The sequence below is a fragment of the Streptomyces sp. NPDC001443 genome, assembly GCF_053597355.1.
Genome location: NZ_JBSFIA010000030.1, coordinates 95,710 through 114,582 on the forward strand (window position 1 = coordinate 95,710; position 18,873 = coordinate 114,582).

Genomic DNA, 18,873 nt, shown 5'->3' on the forward strand with positions numbered 1-18,873 from the left:
CTTGCGCGTACTGCTGACCGGGCACCAGGGCTATCTGGGCACCGTCATGGCCCCGGTCCTCACGGCCGCCGGGCACGAGGTCGTCGGACTGGACTCCGGCCTGTTCGCCGACTGCGTGCTCGGCCCGACGCCCGCCGATCCGCCGGGGACCCGCGTCGACCTGCGCGATGTCACCGCCGAGCACGTGGCCGGGGTGGACGCCGTGATCCACCTGGCGGCGCTGTCCAACGACCCGCTGGGCTCGCTGGCGCCCGACCTCACCTACGACATCAACCACCACGCGTCCGTGAAGCTGGCCCGGCTGGCCCGCGAGGCCGGGGTGCGGCGCTTCCTGTACGCGTCGACCTGCTCGGTCTACGGAGCCGCGGGCGGCGGCGAACTGGTCGCCGAGGACGCTCCGTTGCGGCCGGTGACGCCGTACGCGGAGTCCAAGGTTCGGGTGGAGGACGACCTGCACGAGCTGGCCGACGACGACTTCACCCCGGTGTACATGCGCAACGCCACCGCCTTCGGCTTCTCGCCCCGGCTGCGCGCCGACATCGTGCTGAACAACCTGGTGGGGCACGCGCTGTTGTCCGGCGAGGTGCTCGTGCTGTCCGACGGCACGCCCTGGCGCCCGCTGGTGCACGCCGCCGACATCGCGCGGGCCTTCACGGCCGCGCTGACCGCGCCGCGCGAGGCGGTGCACGACCGGGCGTTCAACATCGGCAGCGAGGTCAACAACGTCACGGTCGCCGAGATCGCCGAGCAGGTCGCCGAGGCGGTGTCCGGCGCGAAGGTGGTGATCACCGGGGAGAACGGGGCCGACCCGCGGTCCTACCGGGTGGACTTCTCCCGGTTCCGCGCGGCGATCCCCGGCTTCGACTGCGAGTGGACGGTCAAGCGCGGCGCGCTCGAACTCGCCGACGCCTACCGCGAGCACGGGCTGACCGGGGAGGCCTTCGAGCGGCGCTTCACCCGGCTCGCCGTGCTGCGCGCCGCCTCCGACGCCGGCACCGTCGACGACACCCTGCGGTGGCGCCGGTGACCACGCGTGTGAAAAGAGGTGCCGGCGAGGAGATGCACGAACTGGTGCGGCGGATGTATCCGCTGTGCCGGAGCATCACCGGCGACGGGGTGCGCGCCACCCTGGACATCGTCGGCGAGTACGTCCCGCTCACGGTGCACGAGGTGCCCACGGGTACGCAGGTGCTCGACTGGACGGTGCCCCAGGAGTGGAACATCCGGGACGCGTACATCGCCGACGGCACCGGTAAGCGGGTCGTCGACTTCGCCGCGTCCAGCCTGCACGTGCTCGGCTACAGCGTGCCGGTGTCGGCGACCATGCCCCTGGCCGAGCTGCGCGCACACCTGCACACCCTGCCGGAGCACCCGTCCTGGGTGCCGTACCGCACGAGTTACTACCAGCCGCAGTGGGGGTTCTGCCTGGCCCAGGAGACCCTGGACGCGCTGCCGGACGGCGAGTACGAGGTGCGTATCGACTCCACGCTCGCCGACGGCCACCTCACCTACGCCGAGCATGTGGTCCCCGGTCAGGTGGCGGACGAGGTGATCGTCTCCTGCCATGTCTGCCACCCGTCGCTGGCCAACGACAACCTGGCCGGCATCGCGGTGGCGACGTATCTCGCGCGGGCGCTGGCGGAGCAATCGCCTTACTACACCTACCGGTTCATCTTCGCGCCCGGCACCGTCGGGGCGATCACCTGGCTGGCCCGCAACGTGGAGCGGATCGACCGGGTCAAGCACGGGCTGGTGCTGGCCTGCGCCGGGGACCGGGGCGACCTGACGTACAAGCAGAGCAGGCGCGGCGACGCGGAGATCGACCGGGTGCTGCGGCACGTGCTGACCGACTCCGGACGCCCGCACGAAACAAGGGAGTTCACCCCGTACGGCTATGACGAGCGGCAGTACTGCTCCCCCGGGTTCGATCTCGGTGTGGGCTCGCTCAGCCGGACTCCGTACGCCGGGTACCCCGAGTACCACACCTCGGCGGACGACCCGGACTTCGTCTGCCCGGAGGCGATGGCGGACACCCTCGCCGTCTGCCGCGAGGCGTTCGCCGTCCTGGACCGCAACCGGCGCTACGTCAACCTCAGCCCGTACGGCGAACCGCAGTTGGGGCGCCGCGGGCTGTACGACTCGCTGGGCGGTCGCAGCGACGCGAAGCAGGCGCAGCTGGCGATGCTGTGGGTGCTCAGCCTCGCCGACGGCGAGCACACGCTGCTGGACGTCGCCGAGCGCGCGGGGCTGCCGTTCGACACCGTCGCCGCGGCGGCCGACGCGCTGCACGGCGCCGAACTGATCAAGGCGTGAGACCGATGACCACGGAGGGGGAGATGACGAGGGCACCAGCCGGGTCCGCCAGGCGTGCCCTCGTCGGCCGGCTGTCCTGGGGACTGGCCGACCAGGCGGCCTCCAGCGTGAGCAACTTCGCGGTGGGCCTCTACGTGGCCCGCTCGCTCGGGGTGACCGCGTTCGGCGTGTTCAGCCTCGCCTGGGTGACGTACGGCGTGGTGCTCAACGTCTCTCGCGGGCTGGCCACCGATCCTCTGACGGTGCGCTTCAGCGGCCCGCCCGGCACGGCCTGGCGCGGGGCCGTGGGCCGCTCGACGGGTACCGCGCTCGGCGTCGGCGCCGTCCTCGGCGCGGTGTCCCTGGCCGCCGGGCTCGGCCTCGGCGGCCGCGTGGGGCCCGCGTTCGCCGCCCTCGGTGTCATGCTGCCGGGACTGCTGCTCCAGGACGCCTGGAGGTACTCGTTCTTCGCCGCGGGCAGCGGACGCAAGGCGTTCCTCAACGACGTCGTGTGGGGTGTCGCCCTGATCCCGGCCATGGTGGTGGCTGCCCGTGTGGGCAGTGTGGCCGCCTTCGTGCTCGCCTGGGGCGCGTCCGCCACGGTGGCGGCGGGCTACGGCTGCGTCCAGTCCGGCATCCGGCCCCGGGTGGCGGAGGCACGCGGATGGCTGCGCGAGCAGCGTGACCTCGGCTACCGGTACCTGGTCGAGAACGTGAGTCTCAGTGGCGCGAGCCAGTTGCGTGCGTACGGGGTCGGCGTGATCGTCGGGGTGAGCGCGGTGGGGGCCGTGCGGGGCGCCGAGCTCCTCATGGGCCCGTTCCTCGCCGTACTGATGGGGCTTTCGCTGGTCACCGTCCCGGAGGCGGCACGGGTACTGCGCAAGGCCCCGCATCGGCTGGCCAGGTTCTGCCTGCTCCTCGGCGGGGGGCAGGCCGCCGGCTCGTTGCTCTGGGGCGCGGCGCTGCTGCTGGTACCCGGACGGCTCGGCGAGCTGGCACTCGGAGACGTCTGGCACTCCGCCTCCCAGCTCATCGTGCCGATCAGCCTCGGCGTCGCCGGCGCGGGCCTGGGCACCGGCGCGGCGGCCGGGCTGCGCGCGCTCGGCGCGGCCCGGCGCAGCCTGCGCTGCCAGTTGTTCGCCTCCGTCTGCTACGTCGGCGGCGGGCTCGGCGGCGCGGCCGCCGCCGGCGCGGTCGGCTCGGCCTGGGGCGCCGCCGCCGCGACCGTCAGCGGCTCGGCCGTGTGGTGGCTGCAACTGCGCTCCGCCCTGCGCGAGCACGCTCAAGAACCGATCCGCGAAGTGAGGACGTCATGACAGCGCAACCCAGGCTGAGCATCGGCCTGCCCGTGTACAACGGCGAGGAGTACCTGGCCGAGTCGTTCGACGCCCTGCTCGGCCAGACCTACGAGGACTTCGAGCTGGTCGTCTCCGACAACGCCTCGACCGACGGGACCGAGGACATCTGCCGCCGGTACGCGGCGAAGGACTCCCGCATCCGGTACCTGCGGCTGCCCCGCAACATCGGCGCGACGCCGAACCACAACCTCGTGCTCGCCGAGTCCCGGGGCGAGCTGTTCAAGTGGGCCTCGCACGACGACCTGTACGGCCGGGACCTGCTGCGCGTCTGCGTGGAGGCACTGGACGAGCGGCCGGAGATGATCCTCGCGCACACCGGCCAGGCGGTCATCGACGGCGACGCCCGCGTGAAGGTCCCCTACGAGTACGGTCTCGCCACCGACTCGCCGCACGCCCCGGAGCGCTTCCGCAGTCTGCTGTTCGAACCCGGCGGCGACGACTTCTACGGGGTGATGCGGACCGACATGCTGCGTCGCGTGAAACCGATGGACAGCTACCACCACGCGGACCGCACCTACGTCGCCGAGATCACTCTGCACGGACCCTTCCACCAGGTGCCGGAGGTGCTGTACTTCCGCCGCGACCACCCCACCCGCGCCGAGCGGGCCAACCCCAGCAAGCGCTCGCGGTGCGTCAACCTGGACCCGCGCCGGGCGGGCGCGCTGCACCCGACGCCCCGGCTGCTCGCCGAGTACGTCTGGGGCTTCGCCTCGGCGATCCGGCGGGCGCCGCTGTCCGCGGCCGACCGGCGCGCGTGCTTCCGCCACCTGGCCGCGTGGATGACCAGCCGGGTCCGGCCGGGTGCCGGCGAGCGGGTCGAGGACCGCGCCCCGGTCGCCCCGGAACGGCTCGCCGTCTCCGTCGACGCCCTGGTCGCCGGCCGGGAGGGAAGGCAGTCATGACGCCCGCGGACGAAAGACCGGTGCGGGTCGGGGTGTTCGGCCTGCTCGGCTCCGGCAACCTCGGCAACGACGGGTCCCTCGAAGCCGTGCTCGGGTACCTCGGGGACAGGCACCCGGGGGCGGCCGTGGACGCGCTGTGCGGCGGACCCGAGGCCGTCACGGCCCGGTACGGGATCCCCGCGACGCGGCTGCACTGGTACCGCGGGGAGTACCGGACCGCGTCCCGGGTCGGCGCGGTCGCGGGCAAGGGTCTCGGCAAGCTCGTCGACGTGTTCCGCACCGCCGCCTGGGTGCGCGGGCACGACGTGGTGATCGTCCCGGGCATGGGGGTCCTGGAGGCCACGCTGCCGCTGCGGCCGTGGGGTTTCCCGTACGCGCTGTTCCTGCTCTGCGCGTCCGGCCGGCTGTCCGGCACCAGGGTGGCGCTGGTCGGCGTCGGCGCCGCCCCGATCGGCAACCGGGCGACCCGGACCCTGGTGCGCTGGTCGGCGCGGCTGGCGGCGTACCGGTCGTACCGGGACGCCCCGTCCCGTGACGCGATGCGGGCGATGGGCGTGGACACCGCGCGCGACGAGGTCCACCCGGACCTCGCGTTCTCCCTGCCGGCGCCGCCCTCGGGCGCGCCCTCGGACCCGCCGGGCCCGGTCTGCGTCGGTGTCATGGCCTTCCACGGCAGCGACGACGACCGCGCCCGGGCCGAGGAGATCCACCGGCGCTATCTCGACGGCACCACCCGGTTCGTCCGGACCCTGGTCGAGGAGGGCAGGCCGGTCCGGCTGATCACCGGCGACGACGTCGACGCGACGGTGGTCGCCGCGATCCTCGACGCGGTGGACTCGCCGCTGGTCACCGTCGCCGAACCGGCCTCGCTGGCCGACGTGATGAAGGAGATGGCCGGCGCCGAGGCTGTGGTGGCGACGCGTTACCACAACCTGATCTGCGCGCTGAAGGCCGGAACGCCGACGCTCGCGCTCAGCTACGCGGCGAAGAGCGACGCGCTCATGGCCCAAATGGGGCTGGGCACTTACTGCCACCCGGCCCGCGAGGTCGACGCCGACCGGCTGCTCGAACAGTTCCGGGAGCTGGAGAAGAACGCGGCGGACACACGGCGGGTCCTCGCCGAGCGCAACGAGGACGCCGTCCGGCACCTCGACCGCCAGTTCACCGCCCTGACCACGGCCCTGTTCCCTGCGGCCGACGACACCCACGCCCCGCGGGAGACCTCATGAGAGCGACCGAAGTCCCGGCGATCAATGGTGCGTTCCTCTTCGAGCCGACACCGTACGCCGACGAACGCGGCTTCTTCTGCCGCACCTTCGACGCCGACGTGGTCCGCTCGGTGGGCCTCGACCCCGACGCCTTCGTCCAGGACAGCGTGTCCCGTTCGGTCCGGGGCGTGCTGCGCGGGCTGCATCTGCGCTCCGGCGCGGGCGAGGCCAAGTTGGTGCGTTGCTCGTACGGGAGGATCTTCGACGTCGTCGTGGACCTGCGGCCGGACTCGCCGACGTACCGCGACGTGGCCACCTTCGAGCTGTCCGGCGAGACGCAGACGACCCTGTACATCCCGGCGGGGTGCGCGCACGGCTTCCAGGCGCTGACCGACACCGCCGACACCTCGTACCGGATCGACCGCGCGCACGATCCGGCCGAGGACGTGACGATCGCCTTCGACGACCCGGAGCTCGCCATCGCCTGGCCGCTGCCGGCCACCTCGATGTCCCGACGGGACCGGGAGGCGCCGAGCCTCGCCGAGGTCCTGAAGCACACAGAAAGTTGAGGTACCCGTGGACACCGAAGAGATCCATCTGCCCCTGTCGCGGACCGCCAACGAGCGGCTGCACGCCCTGATCCCCGGGGGCGCACACACCTACGCCAAGGGCGACGACCAGTACCCCGAGCATCTGGCGCCGGTCATCAGCCACGGCAGCGGTGCCCACGTGTGGGACGTCGACGGCAACCGCTACATCGAGTACGGCTCCGGCCTGCGGTCGGTCAGCCTCGGCCACGCCCATCCGCGCGTGAACGAGGCGGTACGGCGCGAACTCGACCGCGGCAGCAACTTCGTACGGCCGTCCATCGTGGAGGTCGAGGCCGCGGAACGTTTCCTGGCCACGGTGCCGACCGCCGAGATGGTGAAGTTCGCCAAGAACGGCTCCGACGCCACCACCGCGGCGGTGCGCCTCGCCCGCGCCGCCACCGGGCGTGCACGGGTGGCGATCTGCGCCGACCATCCGTTCTTCTCCGTCGACGACTGGTTCATCGGCACCACGCCGATGTCCGCCGGCATTCCGTCGGCGACCAACGAGCTGACCGTGACGTTCCCTTACGGGGACCTGACCGCCACGGAGGAGCTGCTCACCCGGTACCAGGGCGAGGTCGCCTGTCTGATCCTCGAACCGGCCGCCCAGTGCGAGCCGCCGCCCGGCTACCTCGCCGGCCTGCGCGCGCTGGCCGACCGACACGGCTGTGTGCTGGTCTTCGACGAGATGATCACCGGTCTGCGCTGGTCCGAGGCGGGCGCCCAGGGCCTGTACGGAGTCGTCCCCGACCTCTCCACGTTCGGCAAGGCGCTGGGCAACGGATTCGCCGTCTCCGCGCTGGCCGGGCGCCGCGAGCTGATGGAGCGGGGCGGGCTGCGTCACTCCGGCGAGCGGGTGTTCCTGCTGTCCACCACGCACGGCGCGGAGACCCACTCCCTGGTGGCCGCGATGGCCGTGCTGGCCACCTACACCGAGGAGGGCATCACCGCGCGGTTGCACGCCCTCGGCGAGCGGTTGGCCGCCGGTGTCCGCGCGGCGGCGGCCGACGCGGGCGTCGGCGACCACGTCGTCGTGCGGGGGCGGGCCAGCAACCTGGTCTTCGCCACCCTCGACGAGAACGGCCTGCCGTCGCAGGAGTACCGCACTCTTTTCCTGCGGCGGCTCCTCGCGGGCGGGGTGCTGGCCCCGTCGTTCGTGGTGAGCAGCGCGCTGGACGACGCCGACATCGACCGCACGGTCGAGGTGGTGGCCCAGGCCTGCGCGGTCTACCGCAAGGCACTGGACGCCGCCGACCCCACCCCCTGGGTGGCCGGGCGACCGGTGAAGCCCGTGTTCCGCCGCATCGCGTGACGTGAATTGACGTCAACGGTGTTCCCGGCGACCGGCATCGGCCGTCCGATCGACCGACCGACCGACCGACTGACCGGCTGACTGACCGGATGTCCGATCGGACGGCCGGTCCGCCGGCCGGTCCACGCCGCGACCGGACATCCGGCCGGGCATCCGGCCTGGCATCCGGCCTGGCATCCGGTCGGCCGTCAGGTCGACGAGCCACGCGGTCGCCGGGACCATCGCCAGCGCGGTGCACCAGCCGCCGAGGACGTCGGTCGGATAGTGCGCGCCCAGGGTGACCTGCGCCCAGCCCATGGCCGCGCCGGCGACCAGCGCCGAGGCGAGCACGAGTGACATGCCGGCCGTCCTGCCGAGGCCGGGTCGGCCGGTCGCGGTCAGCGCCACGACGAGCGCGAGCGCGGTGGCGAAGGCGGTGTGGCCGCTCGGGAAGGACAGGTGCTCCCCGTGGATGGTGCGTCCCACCACGGACTTGAGCAGCGTGGCCGTCACCACGGACACCCCGGCTCCGGCGACGACGAGCACCGCCGCGCGAGGACGCCGAAGCAGCAGGCAGCCCGTCACGAGGGACCCGACCAGCATCACCGATCCCCCGGGCTCGCCCAGAAAGTCCAGGGCCAGCGCGACGTGCCGCCACCGCGGGCCGACCCCGTACAACGCCGACCCGATCCGCGCGTCCAGCGCGCCGGGCTCGCTCTCGCCGGCGTACCGGACCCCGAGCACGACGACCCCGAGCGCGGCGAGGACCGCGGTGAGCCCGAGCCACCCGCGCGGCGCCGGGGACGTCACGGGCGCCGACCGGTCTCTCACCCGCGCAGCGCGTCCGGCCGTCATGCGGTCCTGTGCCGTGTTCGGCGAACGGCGTTCCGGATCCTCACTGGGCGCGACCCTTCATCCGACCGACGGACAGCCCTGTGCCGACGGCTGCCCGTCTCCCCCGCTCCAGACCCTCTTCGAAGAGGAGCCGACCCCGCTTCGGCCGTCAACTGGTACCAAAACGGTCTCCATAGACCACCTTAACCAACAACTCGGCTTCGACGTGTCGCCGTTGGGAAGCTCACGAGTCAAGTCTCCGTACGGGAGCCGGTTGCTTCACCCCGCCTCGATCGGACCGAGGACAGCTACGCGGCCCGAACACGAGGCTTTCACCTACGTCTCGTTCCAGTACCAGACCCTCTTGCCGTCCCAGGACAGCGTTCCGGACGTTCAGGGCGTCTGTGGTCAGACAGTCACCACTGGCGTTGTTCACCAACCGGCGCATCGTATGTCCGGACCAGGTGTTCGACTCCGAACCCCAATGCCATTTCGCATTGTCTTCCCAGCACTCATACACCATGGTGACGTCGTCTCCCGACCTACCGGCAAGACAGTCGTCCGTTATTACTTGGCTGGTACAGATGTTGATGCTGGTCGCGGCCCGAGCGGGAGCCGATGTGCCGATCACCACCATGCAGGCGGCAGCAGCGGTACAGGCGATCACCTTAAAGCCGATCCTCGCATATGCCATGTTCATGTCGCACACGTATATGGATCACGACCGCCCCGTCAATCAGTTCCCGAAGAATTGGATCTCAGGTAAACCGGCCCTGAAAGCTCGGCAAATAACCGGAGTTGCCTTGATGGCCGCAACGTTTCCACTGGACGGAACGTGACCGCAGAGGCTCCGCCCCCTCGCCCCGGTCCGACGGAGACGCCCGTACCCCGCCGGACCGTCATGTCCGTATCTGGCAGCAGAGCGTCATTGCCGCCGCCGAGTCACGCGGGTCAGGATGGAGCCATGTCCACCACCCGCCGCGTCGTCGTCGCGGTCTTCCCCGGCGTCGACCTTCTCGACGTCACCGGCCCGGCCGAGGTCTTCGCCGTGGCCAACCGGGAGACCGGGGGCGCCGCGGGCTACCGGGTCGAGCTCGCGGGGCGAGACCGCGGCGAGGTGGTCACGTCGGCGGGACTGCGGCTGGTAGCGGACCTGGCCTTCGACGAGGTGGACGGCGTACTGGACACGCTGCTGGTCCCCGGGGCGGTCGATGCGGGCCCCGACGGCCAGGTCGCCCGCGTGGACGGCGACGTCGTGGCGTGGATCGCCCGGGTCGCGCCGCTGGCCCGACGGGTGGTGTCGGTGTGCGTGGGCGCGCACCTGCTGGCCGCCGCCGGACTGCTCGACGGCAGGACGGCGACGACCCACTGGTCGGCCGCGGCGCAGTTGGCGGCGGACCATCCCGAGGTCGCCGTCGACCCCGACCCGATCTTCGTGCGCTGCGGCAGCGTGTGGACCGGCGCCGGTATCAGCTCCTGCATGGACCTGGCCCTGGCGCTGGTCGCCGAGGACCTGGGCGAGGAGGTCGCTCTGGCGGTGGCGCGGCAACTGGTCATGTACCTCAAGCGCCAGGGCGGTCAGAGCCAGTTCTCGGTCCCGCTGAGCCGGCCGCCCGCGACCCGCCGTGCCATCGACGATCTGCGGATGTTCATCGTCGACCACCTGGACGGCGACCTGTCCGCCGCCGCCCTCGCGGCCCGGATGTGCCTGAGCGAGCGTCACTTCGCGCGGGTCTTCCGCCAGGAGACCGGGACCACACCGGGCGCCTACGTCGAGGCCGTACGGGTGGAGGCGGCCCGTCGGCTCCTGGAAGGCACCGACCAGCCGCTGGACCGGGTCGCCGCCGCATGCGGGCTCGGATCGGTGGAGACGCTCCACCGCGCGCTGCGCAAGCGGACCGGCACCACGCCCGCGGCCTACCGGCGGCGGTTCCGCACCACCGCCTGACGCCTTTCGCTCGAGCGGTTCCCGAAGGCTGCGGCCGTAAGGAAGTCCTTGCGGGCCGTAGGGCGTCCTTGCCTGGCCGGAGCCGGCTCGAGGACCGCGAGCCCGTGGCCGTTCCGTACACCCCATCACCCGGAAAGCAAGGCTGCCCATGCCCATACCCATGCCCAAGTCGTTGCGCCCGCTGCGGGAGCGCCCCTACCGAGTCCTGTGGACCGCGCGCAGCGTCTCCGCGATGGGCAATGCCCTGATACCCGTGACCGTGGTCTTCGCCGTTCTGCGCTCGGGTGGCAGCGCCCTGGACGTCGGCACGGTGCTGACCTGCCATGCGGTCGGTCAGGTGGTGATGCTGCCGGTGGGCGGTGTCTGGGCGGACCGGCTGCCGCGCAAGCTGGTGCTGCTGGCGACCGACGCCGTCCAGGCGCTCTGCTACGGCCTGCTGGCCGTGATGATCTTCCTGCACCAGGCGACGGTGTGGCAGTTCGCCGTCACGTACACGATCGCCGGCCTGGCCTTCGCCTTCTTCACCCCGGCATCGAGGGCCGTCCTGGCCGAGATCGTCGACCCCGAGCAGCTGCAACCCGCGAACGCCCTGCTCGGCCTGACCGACAGCACCACCAAGGTGCTCGGCCCGGCCCTCGCCGGGCTGCTGCTGGCGGTCTCCGGTCCGGGTACCGCGATCCTCGTCAATGCCGTCAGTTTCCTGCTGAGCTTCGTACTGGTCTCCCGGATGCACCTGCGCAGGCAGACGCGGCGGTCGGAGAAGCAGCACTTCTTCGCGGACCTGCGCGACGGCTGGCTGGCGGTGGCCCGGCGTCGCTGGTACCTGGCCAACCTGCTCTGCTGGGGCGTGTGGAACTTCGCGGTGGCGTTCTTCTTCGTCCTCGGCCCGGTCGTGATGGAGCACGGCCACGGCGGGGCCACCGCCTGGAGCGTCATCATGCTCACCGGTTCGGTGGGTTCCATCGTCGGCGGACTGGCCGCGCTGCGCTACCGGCCGCGCCGCCCTCTGGTCACCTCGAACGCGGCCGCGGTCCTCGGCGTCCTCCCGTTGGCGTTGCTCGCGCCCCCGGCCCCGCTCTTCGTCGTCGCCCTCGGCGTGGCCGTGGCCTTCGCGATGACCTCGCTCGTCGGCGAGGTTCTGGCGACCACGCAGCAGCAGCTCTTCCCCGAGGAGATCCTGGCCCGGGTCAGCTCGCTGGACTGGACGATCTCGTTGATCGCCATGCCCGCCGGCTACGCCGCCGCCGCCCCGGTCGCCCAGTTCCTCGGGACGCGTACGACCCTGCTGGCGGCCGCGGCCCTCATCGGCACACCGTGCCTGCTGCTGAACCTGCTGCCCGGCGTGCGTTCGGTCCAGCGCTTCCCCGACGGCACGGTCGGCATCGCCGGCGAGCGGGACACCGCCGCCCCCCTCCGCGAAGCCGTATCCGGCCCCGCGTCGGGAGTCCCGATCGAGTGACGCGGTCGTCGGGTCCGTGAAACCGGCGGCGGCGTGCCGGACCCTTGCGGGGCCGGCACGCCGCCGTGTCGTCACCGTGTCCGGGTGGCGTGTTCAGCCTCCCGGGGACGGTGTGCGAGGTCAGTGACGGTTGCCGCCCGGACGGTGGTCGTCACCGTGTCCGCGGTTGTCACCGTGACCGCGGTTGTCACCGTGACCGCGGTCGTCACCGTGACCGCGGTTGCGGCCCCAGGACTCGTCGTCGACGAAGCGGCCGCGGTTGTCGCGCAGGGTGATGGTGCCGCGGTCGTTGTCCCAGACGTGGTTGCGGCGGTCCTGGTACAGGTCGGTGCGGGTGTCCCGGCCCTGACCGGTGTGGATGCGGACCGTGTCGCGGCCGCCCAGCCGGTAGTGGTGGAAGGTGTAGGTACGGCCGACGTTGTCGCGCAGGGTCCAGCCGTCGAGGTTGACGGCCTGGCGCGTGGTGTTGCTCAGCTCGACCCATTCCTTGTTCAGCGAACGGTCGGAACGCTCGTCACGTCCGGGGGGATCGGCCTGCACGGCCGTGATCTTCACCTGCGGCTGGTGCGGCCGGGCCACCCCCGCCGCGGACGCCGGCAGCGCCGCCACGCCCACCACGGCGCCGGCCGCCAGCGCGGCGGCGGCCAGACGGCGAGCGGAGAGAGAGCGGGCGGTGGCAAGGACAGAAGCGGACATGAAGTCCCCCTGATGGTGCGGGCGTCGGTACGGAAGCGGCCTTGCGAGCCGCCGCGGCACCTACGCGGATGTACGAGGTCACGGCCCCCTTTTGCGGCCGCACACACACTCTGTCCGCAATGCGGAGACTTTGAGCTGTAAACCGGCTGCTGTTACAAGTTGCCCATATTTCCGTGACTCTTAAATGTATCGCCCATGCATGTCGACTGCATCCGTGTTCGACGCCCCGACAGGCCGCCACCCCGTGCGGGCGTTGGGGAACACCACCGATCGCCGCTCCGCGCCAGGCCGGGACCCAGCAGGCCGTCACCCGAAAGTGGGTAACGGCCCTCCGCTCCGCGATCGCCCGTTCACGCCGATCCGGTACCGCAGCGCCCGGTCGGTTCAGTCGGCCGTCGGCCGTGCGCGCCGGTGCAACGCGGCGGCCCTGGCCGTGAGGTAGCGCTGTTCGGGCGTGCTGACGGTAAGGGACGCCGCGAGGCGGTAGTGGTGCACGGCCGTCTCCGGCTCTCCGGCCATCTCCAGCAGATGGGCCCGCACCGCGTGCACGCGGTGATGACCGGTCAGCGGGCCGCGGCCGTCGCTGTCGAGCCGGTCCAGCAGTGCCAGGGCGGCGGCCGGTGTGTCGACCATCGCGAGGGCGACCGCACGGTTGAGCGTGACCAGCGGACCGCCCGTCATCCGCTCCAGCACCTCGTACAGGCCGAGGATCTGCGGCCAGTCGGTGTCCCGGGCGTGGGCGGCACGGTCGTGGACGGCCGCGACGGCGGCCTGCAACCGGTATTCGCCGGGCCGTTGCCCGTGGCCGAACGTGCCGATCAGCAGCGCGGTGCCCTCCCGGACCAGGCGCCGGTCCCACAGCGTGCGGTCCTGCTCGGCCAGCGGCACCAGTTCCCCGTGCGGGCCGGTACGCGCCGGGCGGCGGGCCTCGGTCAGCAGCATCAGGGCCAGCAGCCCGGCCACCTCGCCCTCGGCCGGCAGGAGCCGGCGCACCTGCCGGGTCAGCCGGATGGCCTCACCGGCGAGATCAGCCCGGTGCAGCGTCGCACCCGCGGAGGCGGTATAGCCCTCGTTGAACAGCAGATACAGCACGCGCAGCACCGACCCCAGCCGCCCCGGCCAGTCCGGCGCACCCGGCACGGGCACGTCGAACCGCGCCGACGACGCCTTCAGGCGCTGCTTGGCCCGGCTGATGCGCTGCGCCATCGTCGCCTCGGGCACCAGGTAGGCGGCTGCGATCTGGGCGGTCGTCAGGCCGCCGACGGCCCTGAGCGTCAGGGCGATGGCCGAGGCGGGGGTGAGCGCGGGATGGCAGCACATGAACAGCAGCGCCAGGCAGTCGTCGGCTGCCGAGATCCCGGCCGGTGCCGGTTCCCTGGCCACACGCTCCTCGCGCCGCCGGCGTGCCGCCTCGCTGCGCAGCTGGTCGGTGTAGCGGTGCGTGGCGGTCCGCAGCAGCCAGCCGCGTGGGCCTTCCGGCACTCCGTGCTCGGGCCAGTGCCGGGCGGCGGCGATCAGGGCCTCCTGGACCGCGTCCTCGCAGGCGTCGAAGTCGCCCAGCCGTCGCACGAGCAGGGCGAGGACCTGTGGTGCCAGCGAGCGCAACAGGTCCTCGACGCAGGGCCGTTCGGTCACAGATCGAACGCGGTGTCGTTCAACACCTGACGCACCTCGACCGGCTGCCGCGTCGGCACCCCGCCCGGGCCGGGCACCGCCGAGATCCTCGCGGCGATCTCCACGGCACGCGCCTCGGACTCCACGTCGACCACGTTGAACCCGGCCAGGACCTCCTTGGACTCCGGGAACGGGCCGTCCGTCACCACCGGGGCCGAAGCACCGTCCGAGCGCACGATCCGGGCCAGCCGCGGGTCGGCCAGTCCGGTGAAGTGCACCATCTCGCCGCTCTCGACCAACTCCTCGGTCAGCGCCGCGTAGTAGTCGAAGTGTGCCGCGATGTCGTCGGGATCCCACTCGTCCATCGGCTGCTCGAACACTCCACCGTCGTGGTCGACCATCAGCAGGAACTTCGGCACGTCAACTCCTTGAATCCTTGCTCGTCAATGCGGCCCGGTCCGGCGCCGTCACCCTGTTGACGGAGCCGTCGACGGGTTCTCTACATCGCCAGGGAATCCTGGCGCCGCATCGCCCGCCCGATGGAGTTCAGTCGCCGCCGGGGTGCGGGACCTGCTTCCAGCCCTCGATCGACTTGGTGATGAACATGGCCCGGTACACCTCGCGGGTCCACACCGTGGCGCCCTCCCCGTACTCGTGCAGTTCCTCGAACGCTTCTTCCGCGGAGTCGTAGCTGTGCTTACGGCCCTTCGCGTCCTTGACCATCCACTCTCTGCCGGGCAGCCCTGCGAGCCCCATACTCATGACGATCTTCCTCCCTGTCGATGTCGGAAGATCGTAACCGCCTCGCCAAGAACGTGAAGGGGCGCCGCAAAAGGGCTTCTCGGTCAGCCGTTCCCGGGCGTCGGCCCGGCGCCGACGACACCTTCCGTGGCCTTTTCGTACGCCTCACGGATGGAGGTCGGGATGCGCCCGCCGTCGTTGACGCGCATGCCGTTCGCCCGCGCCCAGAGCCGTATCGCCTCGTCGTCGGGAGTGGGTTCACTCGCAGCCGTGGCAGCGGGCACGCTCGCACGACGACCGCGCACCTTGCCGGAGTCACTCGAGGTGACGCCCTCCAGTCCGTCGGCGGCGACTTGGAGAAACGCGGCCAGTGAGGGGTAGTCCTCCTCCGTCGGGATCTCTCCCTCACACCACGACCCGACGCAGCCGGTCCCCGTGTCCAGGTAATTCCCGTGGAAACCATCGGTCTCCGCGGTGATCGGCACCCATTCCCGGCGCCAGACAAGGCAGTCCGGATGGCCGGACACGCCCATCTGCGTGTCCATCATCGCGAAGTAGACCCGCTCGATGTCGACGAGCCCCAGCAGGAGACCGCCGCCGGGGAGGTCCACCTCGCACCCCAGGGTCACCAGCGTCGCCCCGGCGGGGGGCCGCCGACCGGCAGTGACGTCGTTCATCAAGAGCAATTGCCGCAACTCCCGGGGCAATTGCAGACCCATGCGTTCCTCGGCGTCGCCGATGGCCGCCGGGCTCCCCGGACCGCCCAGAGCGGCGAACACCTCGGGTGCGTGGTGTTCGAGCCATCCGGTGATCCGCTCCCAGGCCTGACGTACGGCATCCGTCTCGTGCGCGGTCGCTTCGCTCATACGTGATCTCCAGCCCGATGGTCCGGTGGGTGGCCACTGCCGGCCCTCGGCCAGACCGTACTGGCGACCACTGACACCGGGGCCACCGCGATGCCCGAGCGTCGGGCGCGCGTCCGCCAAGGCCCGGCCTCTCGCCCGCGGCGTGGTCCGTGGGCGCCGTGGGGACGTCGGCGCCCACGGGCCGGTCAGAAGCGTCGGACCTCGACGCCCCGCTGCTCCAGCGGTGATACGACGGCGTCCAGGAACTCGGCCCGGTCCGCTGCCCCGCCGACCACATCGGCCGGAATGATCATCGGCCAGTCACCCGCGGCTATGTGCACGCCCTCGCTGGAGAAGACGACGACCTGGGTCACCTGCTCCCAACGGATCGCCCTGGTACGGCTCCGGGCCGTGCCGACCAGACCGTGGTCGTACACGTAGATCGCCATCCGGGCCCGCAGCAGCCCCCGCACCCCCCGGATCAGGCCGACGATCACGCCTCCGAGCAGCGCGATGGCCAGCCCGCGGAAGGCCCCCGTCCAGCCCGAGTCCTCGAACCGGGACAGGACCAGACCCATCACCACCAGGCCGGCCGCCGAACCGGCGGCGAGCCCGAAGCCCCGCAGTGACTCGCCCGCCCTGCCGGGCTCCCGCCGGGCCAGCCGTAGCGCACCGAGGCCTGCGGCGGCCGAGCGGACGCGGTCGGTCTCGAGCGCCGGCTGCCAGGTCGTCGGACCGCTCTCGGCCCACTGCGGCGCGTGAGATGTCGCGGCCTGTCCCGCTTGGTCTCTCGGATCCTGCTCTGCCATGAATGTCCTCCCGGATTTCGGATTTCGGCTTCGCAATCGGTGGGGCACGCCGAACAGCCGGGCGCGCCTGCCCCGTCGTGGGTACCGGAGCTTAACGGCGAATTCTGGGGACGGGTCGCCAACTTAGCCGGGAGCCAGTTCAGTTGGCGGTGATCGTGGGGCGCTTGCGCGTGGCTGCCGGCCAGTTCCGCACGTGGACTCCCGCTCGACGCGGGCAGCCCGTTCGGCATCGCCCCGGTGCAGACGCAATTGCACAGAACCAGGACCGAGTTGTCCGGGGCGGGACACCCCGATACCGTCCGGTCCATGCCTGCCCGGACTCCGCTGCCCCGCACCCTCACCGGCCCCCGAGTACGCCTGGAACCTCTCACGACGGACCATCTCGGCGATCTCTTCGAAGCGGGCGGCGGTGACGAGGAGGTGTGGCGGTGGCAGGGTGGGCCCGCGCCCCGGACGCAGGCGGAACTGGGCGCGAAGCTCGCCACGCTGCTCGAGGCCGCCGGACAGGGCGCGTACGTTCCCTTCGCGGTCGTCCACCGCGCCACCGGCCGGGCCGTCGGCTGGACCACGTACATGGACATCGACGTGGCCGACGAACGGCTGGAGATCGGCTGGACGTGGTACGGGCGCGCGTACTGGCGTACCGCCGTCAATACCGAGTCGAAGCTGCTCCTGCTCACCCACGCCTTCGAGGACCTGGGCATGGGGCGCGTGCAGCTGAAGACCGATCACCTCAACCACCGCTCACAGGCCGCGATCGCCCGCATCGGGGCGCGCCGCGAGGGCGTGCTCCGCCGCCACCGCCGGCGTCCCGACGGTACCTGGCGGGACACGGTGTACTTCTCGATCCTCGCCGCCGAGTGGCCCGCGGCCAAGGAGCGCCTGACCTCCCGCCTGGGAGAACTCGACCACGCCTGACAGCCGGGCCCCGGATTCCCCTGGGACCCGTCCTGTTCGGCACGGGGCGGCACGGACCCGGGACGGCCCGCGTCTTCGACCGGCTGTTCTACCGAGGGACCACCGACTGCTGTCGAGCGCCGGTTCCGGACGAGGACGGCGGCTTGATCCGACGGACCACGGCCGGCGCCGCCAGGCCCGTCAGCGCGAACATGGCTCCTACGACGTACCATCCGGGGCGGCCCCAGGTGATGCACAGGGCGATGAGCAGGCCCGGACCGAACGCTTCGGCAAGGCCTGCGCCGAGGCCGAACACGCCCAGGTACTGACCGGTGGCATGGGCCGGGGCGAGGGCGAAGGAGACCTCGAAGCCCGCGGCGGAGTGCCACAGTTCGCCGACCGTGTGGATCACCACCGCGACGACGAGCAGCGCCACGGCCGCCCACGCCGGGGTGCCCGCGCTCAGCGAGATCAGAGCACAGGCGACGAGGAAGGCCGCACCTGCCCGGCGGTAGGCGTGCGCACCGGCGGCGGGGGAAGTGACGTCGCGGCCGGCGCGGACCTGGAAGGCGACGACAATGACCGTCCCGGTGAGCATGGTGACCGAGATGAGCCAGTGCGGGGCGGTGGTGGCACCGACGATCCAGAGCGGGATGGCCACGGTGAGCACCTTGAACTGGATCGCCATGACGCCGTCGAGGACGGTCAGCAGCAGGTAGGGGCGGTCCCGCAGGGCGATCCAGCGAGGGCCGTCGGTCGTGGGGACGGGCGCGACCGGCGGCAGGAGGACCAGGATCCCCGCGGAGACCACGAAGGCGATCGCGTTGCCGATGGCCATGAGTTGGTAGGCGGTGAGCGTGCCCACCTGTACGACCCAGCCCGCGAGCACGGCGCCGAGGGAGATGCCGACGTTGGTCACCGCACGCAGGTAGGCCCTGAACTCCTGCGGCCGCTCGCCTCCGTAGTGTCTGATCAGCGGGGAGCGGGCTGCCGTGCCGGCCGCCTTCGCCGCGGCCGCCGCGCAGACGGCGAGGACGAACGGCCAGAAGCCGTCCACCAGGACGAAGCCGGCCGTGGCCAGCGCCTGGACACCCAGGGTGGCCGCGTAGACGCCGCGCGCTCCGTGCCGGTCGGCCAGATGGCCGGCCATGACGCCCAGGACCAGCGCGACGAGACCGGCGACACCGAGCCCGAGCCCCACCCGGTCGGCCGGAAGGCGCACCGCCTCGGTGAAGTACAGGACCCCGGCGGTGAGATGGAGACCGCTGCCGACGGTGTAGACGAAGTTCGAGGCCGCGAGAACGCGCCGCGGCCTCGTGTCCGGCATCAGGCGGGGCATGACCAGGCTCCATGTCCTCGGTGGAAGTAAGGGTCCGCCCAGTTTGTTGC

At 71.8% G+C, this 18,873-nt stretch carries 19 protein-coding genes; 11 read left to right on the plus strand and 8 right to left on the minus strand.

The window, feature by feature from the left end; all coding sequences use genetic code 11:
• The first annotated feature begins 1 nt into the window (after position 1).
• Genes ACWC24_RS27835 through ACWC24_RS27865 form a run of 7 tightly spaced genes read left to right on the plus strand, consistent with a single transcriptional unit; the run spans position 2 to position 7,662 of the window.
• Positions 2-1,027, plus strand: a complete 1,026-nt coding sequence (locus ACWC24_RS27835) for an NAD-dependent epimerase/dehydratase family protein (protein ID WP_450665622.1) — start codon at positions 2-4, stop codon at positions 1,025-1,027.
• A gap of 32 nt (positions 1,028-1,059) precedes the next feature.
• On the plus strand, positions 1,060-2,313 hold the full coding sequence (locus ACWC24_RS27840; RefSeq protein WP_450665655.1) for a DUF4910 domain-containing protein: 1,254 nt from the start codon (positions 1,060-1,062) through the stop codon (positions 2,311-2,313).
• Between the two features lie 5 nt (positions 2,314-2,318).
• A complete protein-coding gene (locus ACWC24_RS27845; RefSeq protein ID WP_450665623.1) occupies positions 2,319-3,608 on the plus strand; it encodes a hypothetical protein in 1,290 nt (429 codons plus the stop codon).
• Positions 3,605-4,552: a glycosyltransferase family 2 protein gene (locus ACWC24_RS27850; protein WP_450665624.1), complete on the plus strand. Its 948-nt coding sequence runs from the start codon at positions 3,605-3,607 to the stop codon at positions 4,550-4,552. Before ACWC24_RS27845 ends, ACWC24_RS27850 begins: the two co-directional genes overlap by 4 nt.
• Positions 4,549-5,781, plus strand: coding sequence for a polysaccharide pyruvyl transferase family protein (locus ACWC24_RS27855; RefSeq protein WP_450665625.1), 1,233 nt, complete (start codon positions 4,549-4,551; stop codon positions 5,779-5,781). The genes ACWC24_RS27850 and ACWC24_RS27855 overlap by 4 nt, the downstream gene beginning before the upstream one ends.
• Complete coding sequence (rfbC, locus tag ACWC24_RS27860; protein WP_450665626.1) at positions 5,778-6,329, plus strand: dTDP-4-dehydrorhamnose 3,5-epimerase; 552 nt, start codon at positions 5,778-5,780, stop codon at positions 6,327-6,329. The genes ACWC24_RS27855 and rfbC overlap by 4 nt, the downstream gene beginning before the upstream one ends.
• A gap of 7 nt (positions 6,330-6,336) precedes the next feature.
• Positions 6,337-7,662, plus strand: a complete 1,326-nt coding sequence (locus ACWC24_RS27865) for a glutamate-1-semialdehyde 2,1-aminomutase (RefSeq protein ID WP_450665627.1) — start codon at positions 6,337-6,339, stop codon at positions 7,660-7,662.
• A gap of 12 nt (positions 7,663-7,674) precedes the next feature.
• Here ACWC24_RS27865 and ACWC24_RS27870 read toward each other — a convergent pair whose 3' ends face one another.
• Complete coding sequence (locus ACWC24_RS27870) at positions 7,675-8,496, minus strand: phosphatase PAP2 family protein (protein WP_450665628.1); 822 nt, start codon at positions 8,494-8,496, stop codon at positions 7,675-7,677.
• A gap of 563 nt (positions 8,497-9,059) precedes the next feature.
• On the opposite strand from ACWC24_RS27870, the gene ACWC24_RS27875 reads away from it, so the two are divergent.
• The 3 genes from ACWC24_RS27875 (at position 9,060) to ACWC24_RS27885 (ending at position 11,882) form a co-directional block, all read left to right on the plus strand.
• A complete protein-coding gene (locus ACWC24_RS27875) occupies positions 9,060-9,314 on the plus strand; it encodes a hypothetical protein (protein WP_450665629.1) in 255 nt (84 codons plus the stop codon).
• 125 nt (positions 9,315-9,439) lie between these two features.
• Positions 9,440-10,423, plus strand: coding sequence for a GlxA family transcriptional regulator (locus ACWC24_RS27880; protein ID WP_450665630.1), 984 nt, complete (start codon positions 9,440-9,442; stop codon positions 10,421-10,423).
• 148 nt (positions 10,424-10,571) lie between these two features.
• Positions 10,572-11,882, plus strand: coding sequence for an MFS transporter (locus tag ACWC24_RS27885; protein ID WP_450665631.1), 1,311 nt, complete (start codon positions 10,572-10,574; stop codon positions 11,880-11,882).
• Between the two features lie 120 nt (positions 11,883-12,002).
• Here ACWC24_RS27885 and ACWC24_RS27890 read toward each other — a convergent pair whose 3' ends face one another.
• From ACWC24_RS27890 to ACWC24_RS27915, 6 genes are all read right to left on the minus strand, one after another.
• Entirely contained in the window at positions 12,003-12,578 is a 576-nt protein-coding gene (locus ACWC24_RS27890; protein ID WP_450665632.1) for a lamin tail domain-containing protein, read from the minus strand.
• A gap of 384 nt (positions 12,579-12,962) precedes the next feature.
• The gene (locus ACWC24_RS27895) at positions 12,963-14,213 is read right to left on the minus strand and encodes an RNA polymerase sigma factor (RefSeq protein ID WP_450665633.1); all 1,251 of its coding nucleotides are present in this window, start codon (positions 14,211-14,213) and stop codon (positions 12,963-12,965) included.
• Positions 14,210-14,611 (minus strand): YciI family protein, encoded by a 402-nt coding sequence (locus ACWC24_RS27900; RefSeq protein WP_450665634.1) that lies wholly within the window; start codon positions 14,609-14,611, stop codon positions 14,210-14,212. Before ACWC24_RS27900 ends, ACWC24_RS27895 begins: the two co-directional genes overlap by 4 nt.
• Positions 14,612-14,738: 127 nt before the next feature.
• Positions 14,739-14,954, minus strand: a complete 216-nt coding sequence (locus tag ACWC24_RS27905) for a hypothetical protein (RefSeq protein ID WP_450665635.1) — start codon at positions 14,952-14,954, stop codon at positions 14,739-14,741.
• Positions 14,955-15,037: 83 nt separating this feature from the next.
• Positions 15,038-15,799 carry an Lsr2 family DNA-binding protein gene (locus ACWC24_RS27910; RefSeq protein ID WP_450665636.1) on the minus strand — a complete coding sequence of 254 codons (762 nt, stop codon included), beginning with the start codon at positions 15,797-15,799 and terminating at the stop codon, positions 15,038-15,040.
• Between the two features lie 185 nt (positions 15,800-15,984).
• Positions 15,985-16,587: a hypothetical protein gene (locus tag ACWC24_RS27915; RefSeq protein WP_450665637.1), complete on the minus strand. Its 603-nt coding sequence runs from the start codon at positions 16,585-16,587 to the stop codon at positions 15,985-15,987.
• 306 nt (positions 16,588-16,893) lie between these two features.
• Here ACWC24_RS27915 and ACWC24_RS27920 point away from each other — a divergent pair, with 306 nt between their 5' ends.
• A complete protein-coding gene (locus tag ACWC24_RS27920; RefSeq protein ID WP_450665638.1) occupies positions 16,894-17,505 on the plus strand; it encodes a GNAT family N-acetyltransferase in 612 nt (203 codons plus the stop codon).
• An 88-nt stretch (positions 17,506-17,593) separates the two neighbouring features.
• Here the strand turns inward: ACWC24_RS27920 and ACWC24_RS27925 are convergent, their stop codons facing one another.
• A complete protein-coding gene (locus ACWC24_RS27925) occupies positions 17,594-18,823 on the minus strand; it encodes an MFS transporter (RefSeq protein ID WP_450665639.1) in 1,230 nt (409 codons plus the stop codon).
• Between the last annotated feature and the right edge of the window lie 50 nt (positions 18,824-18,873).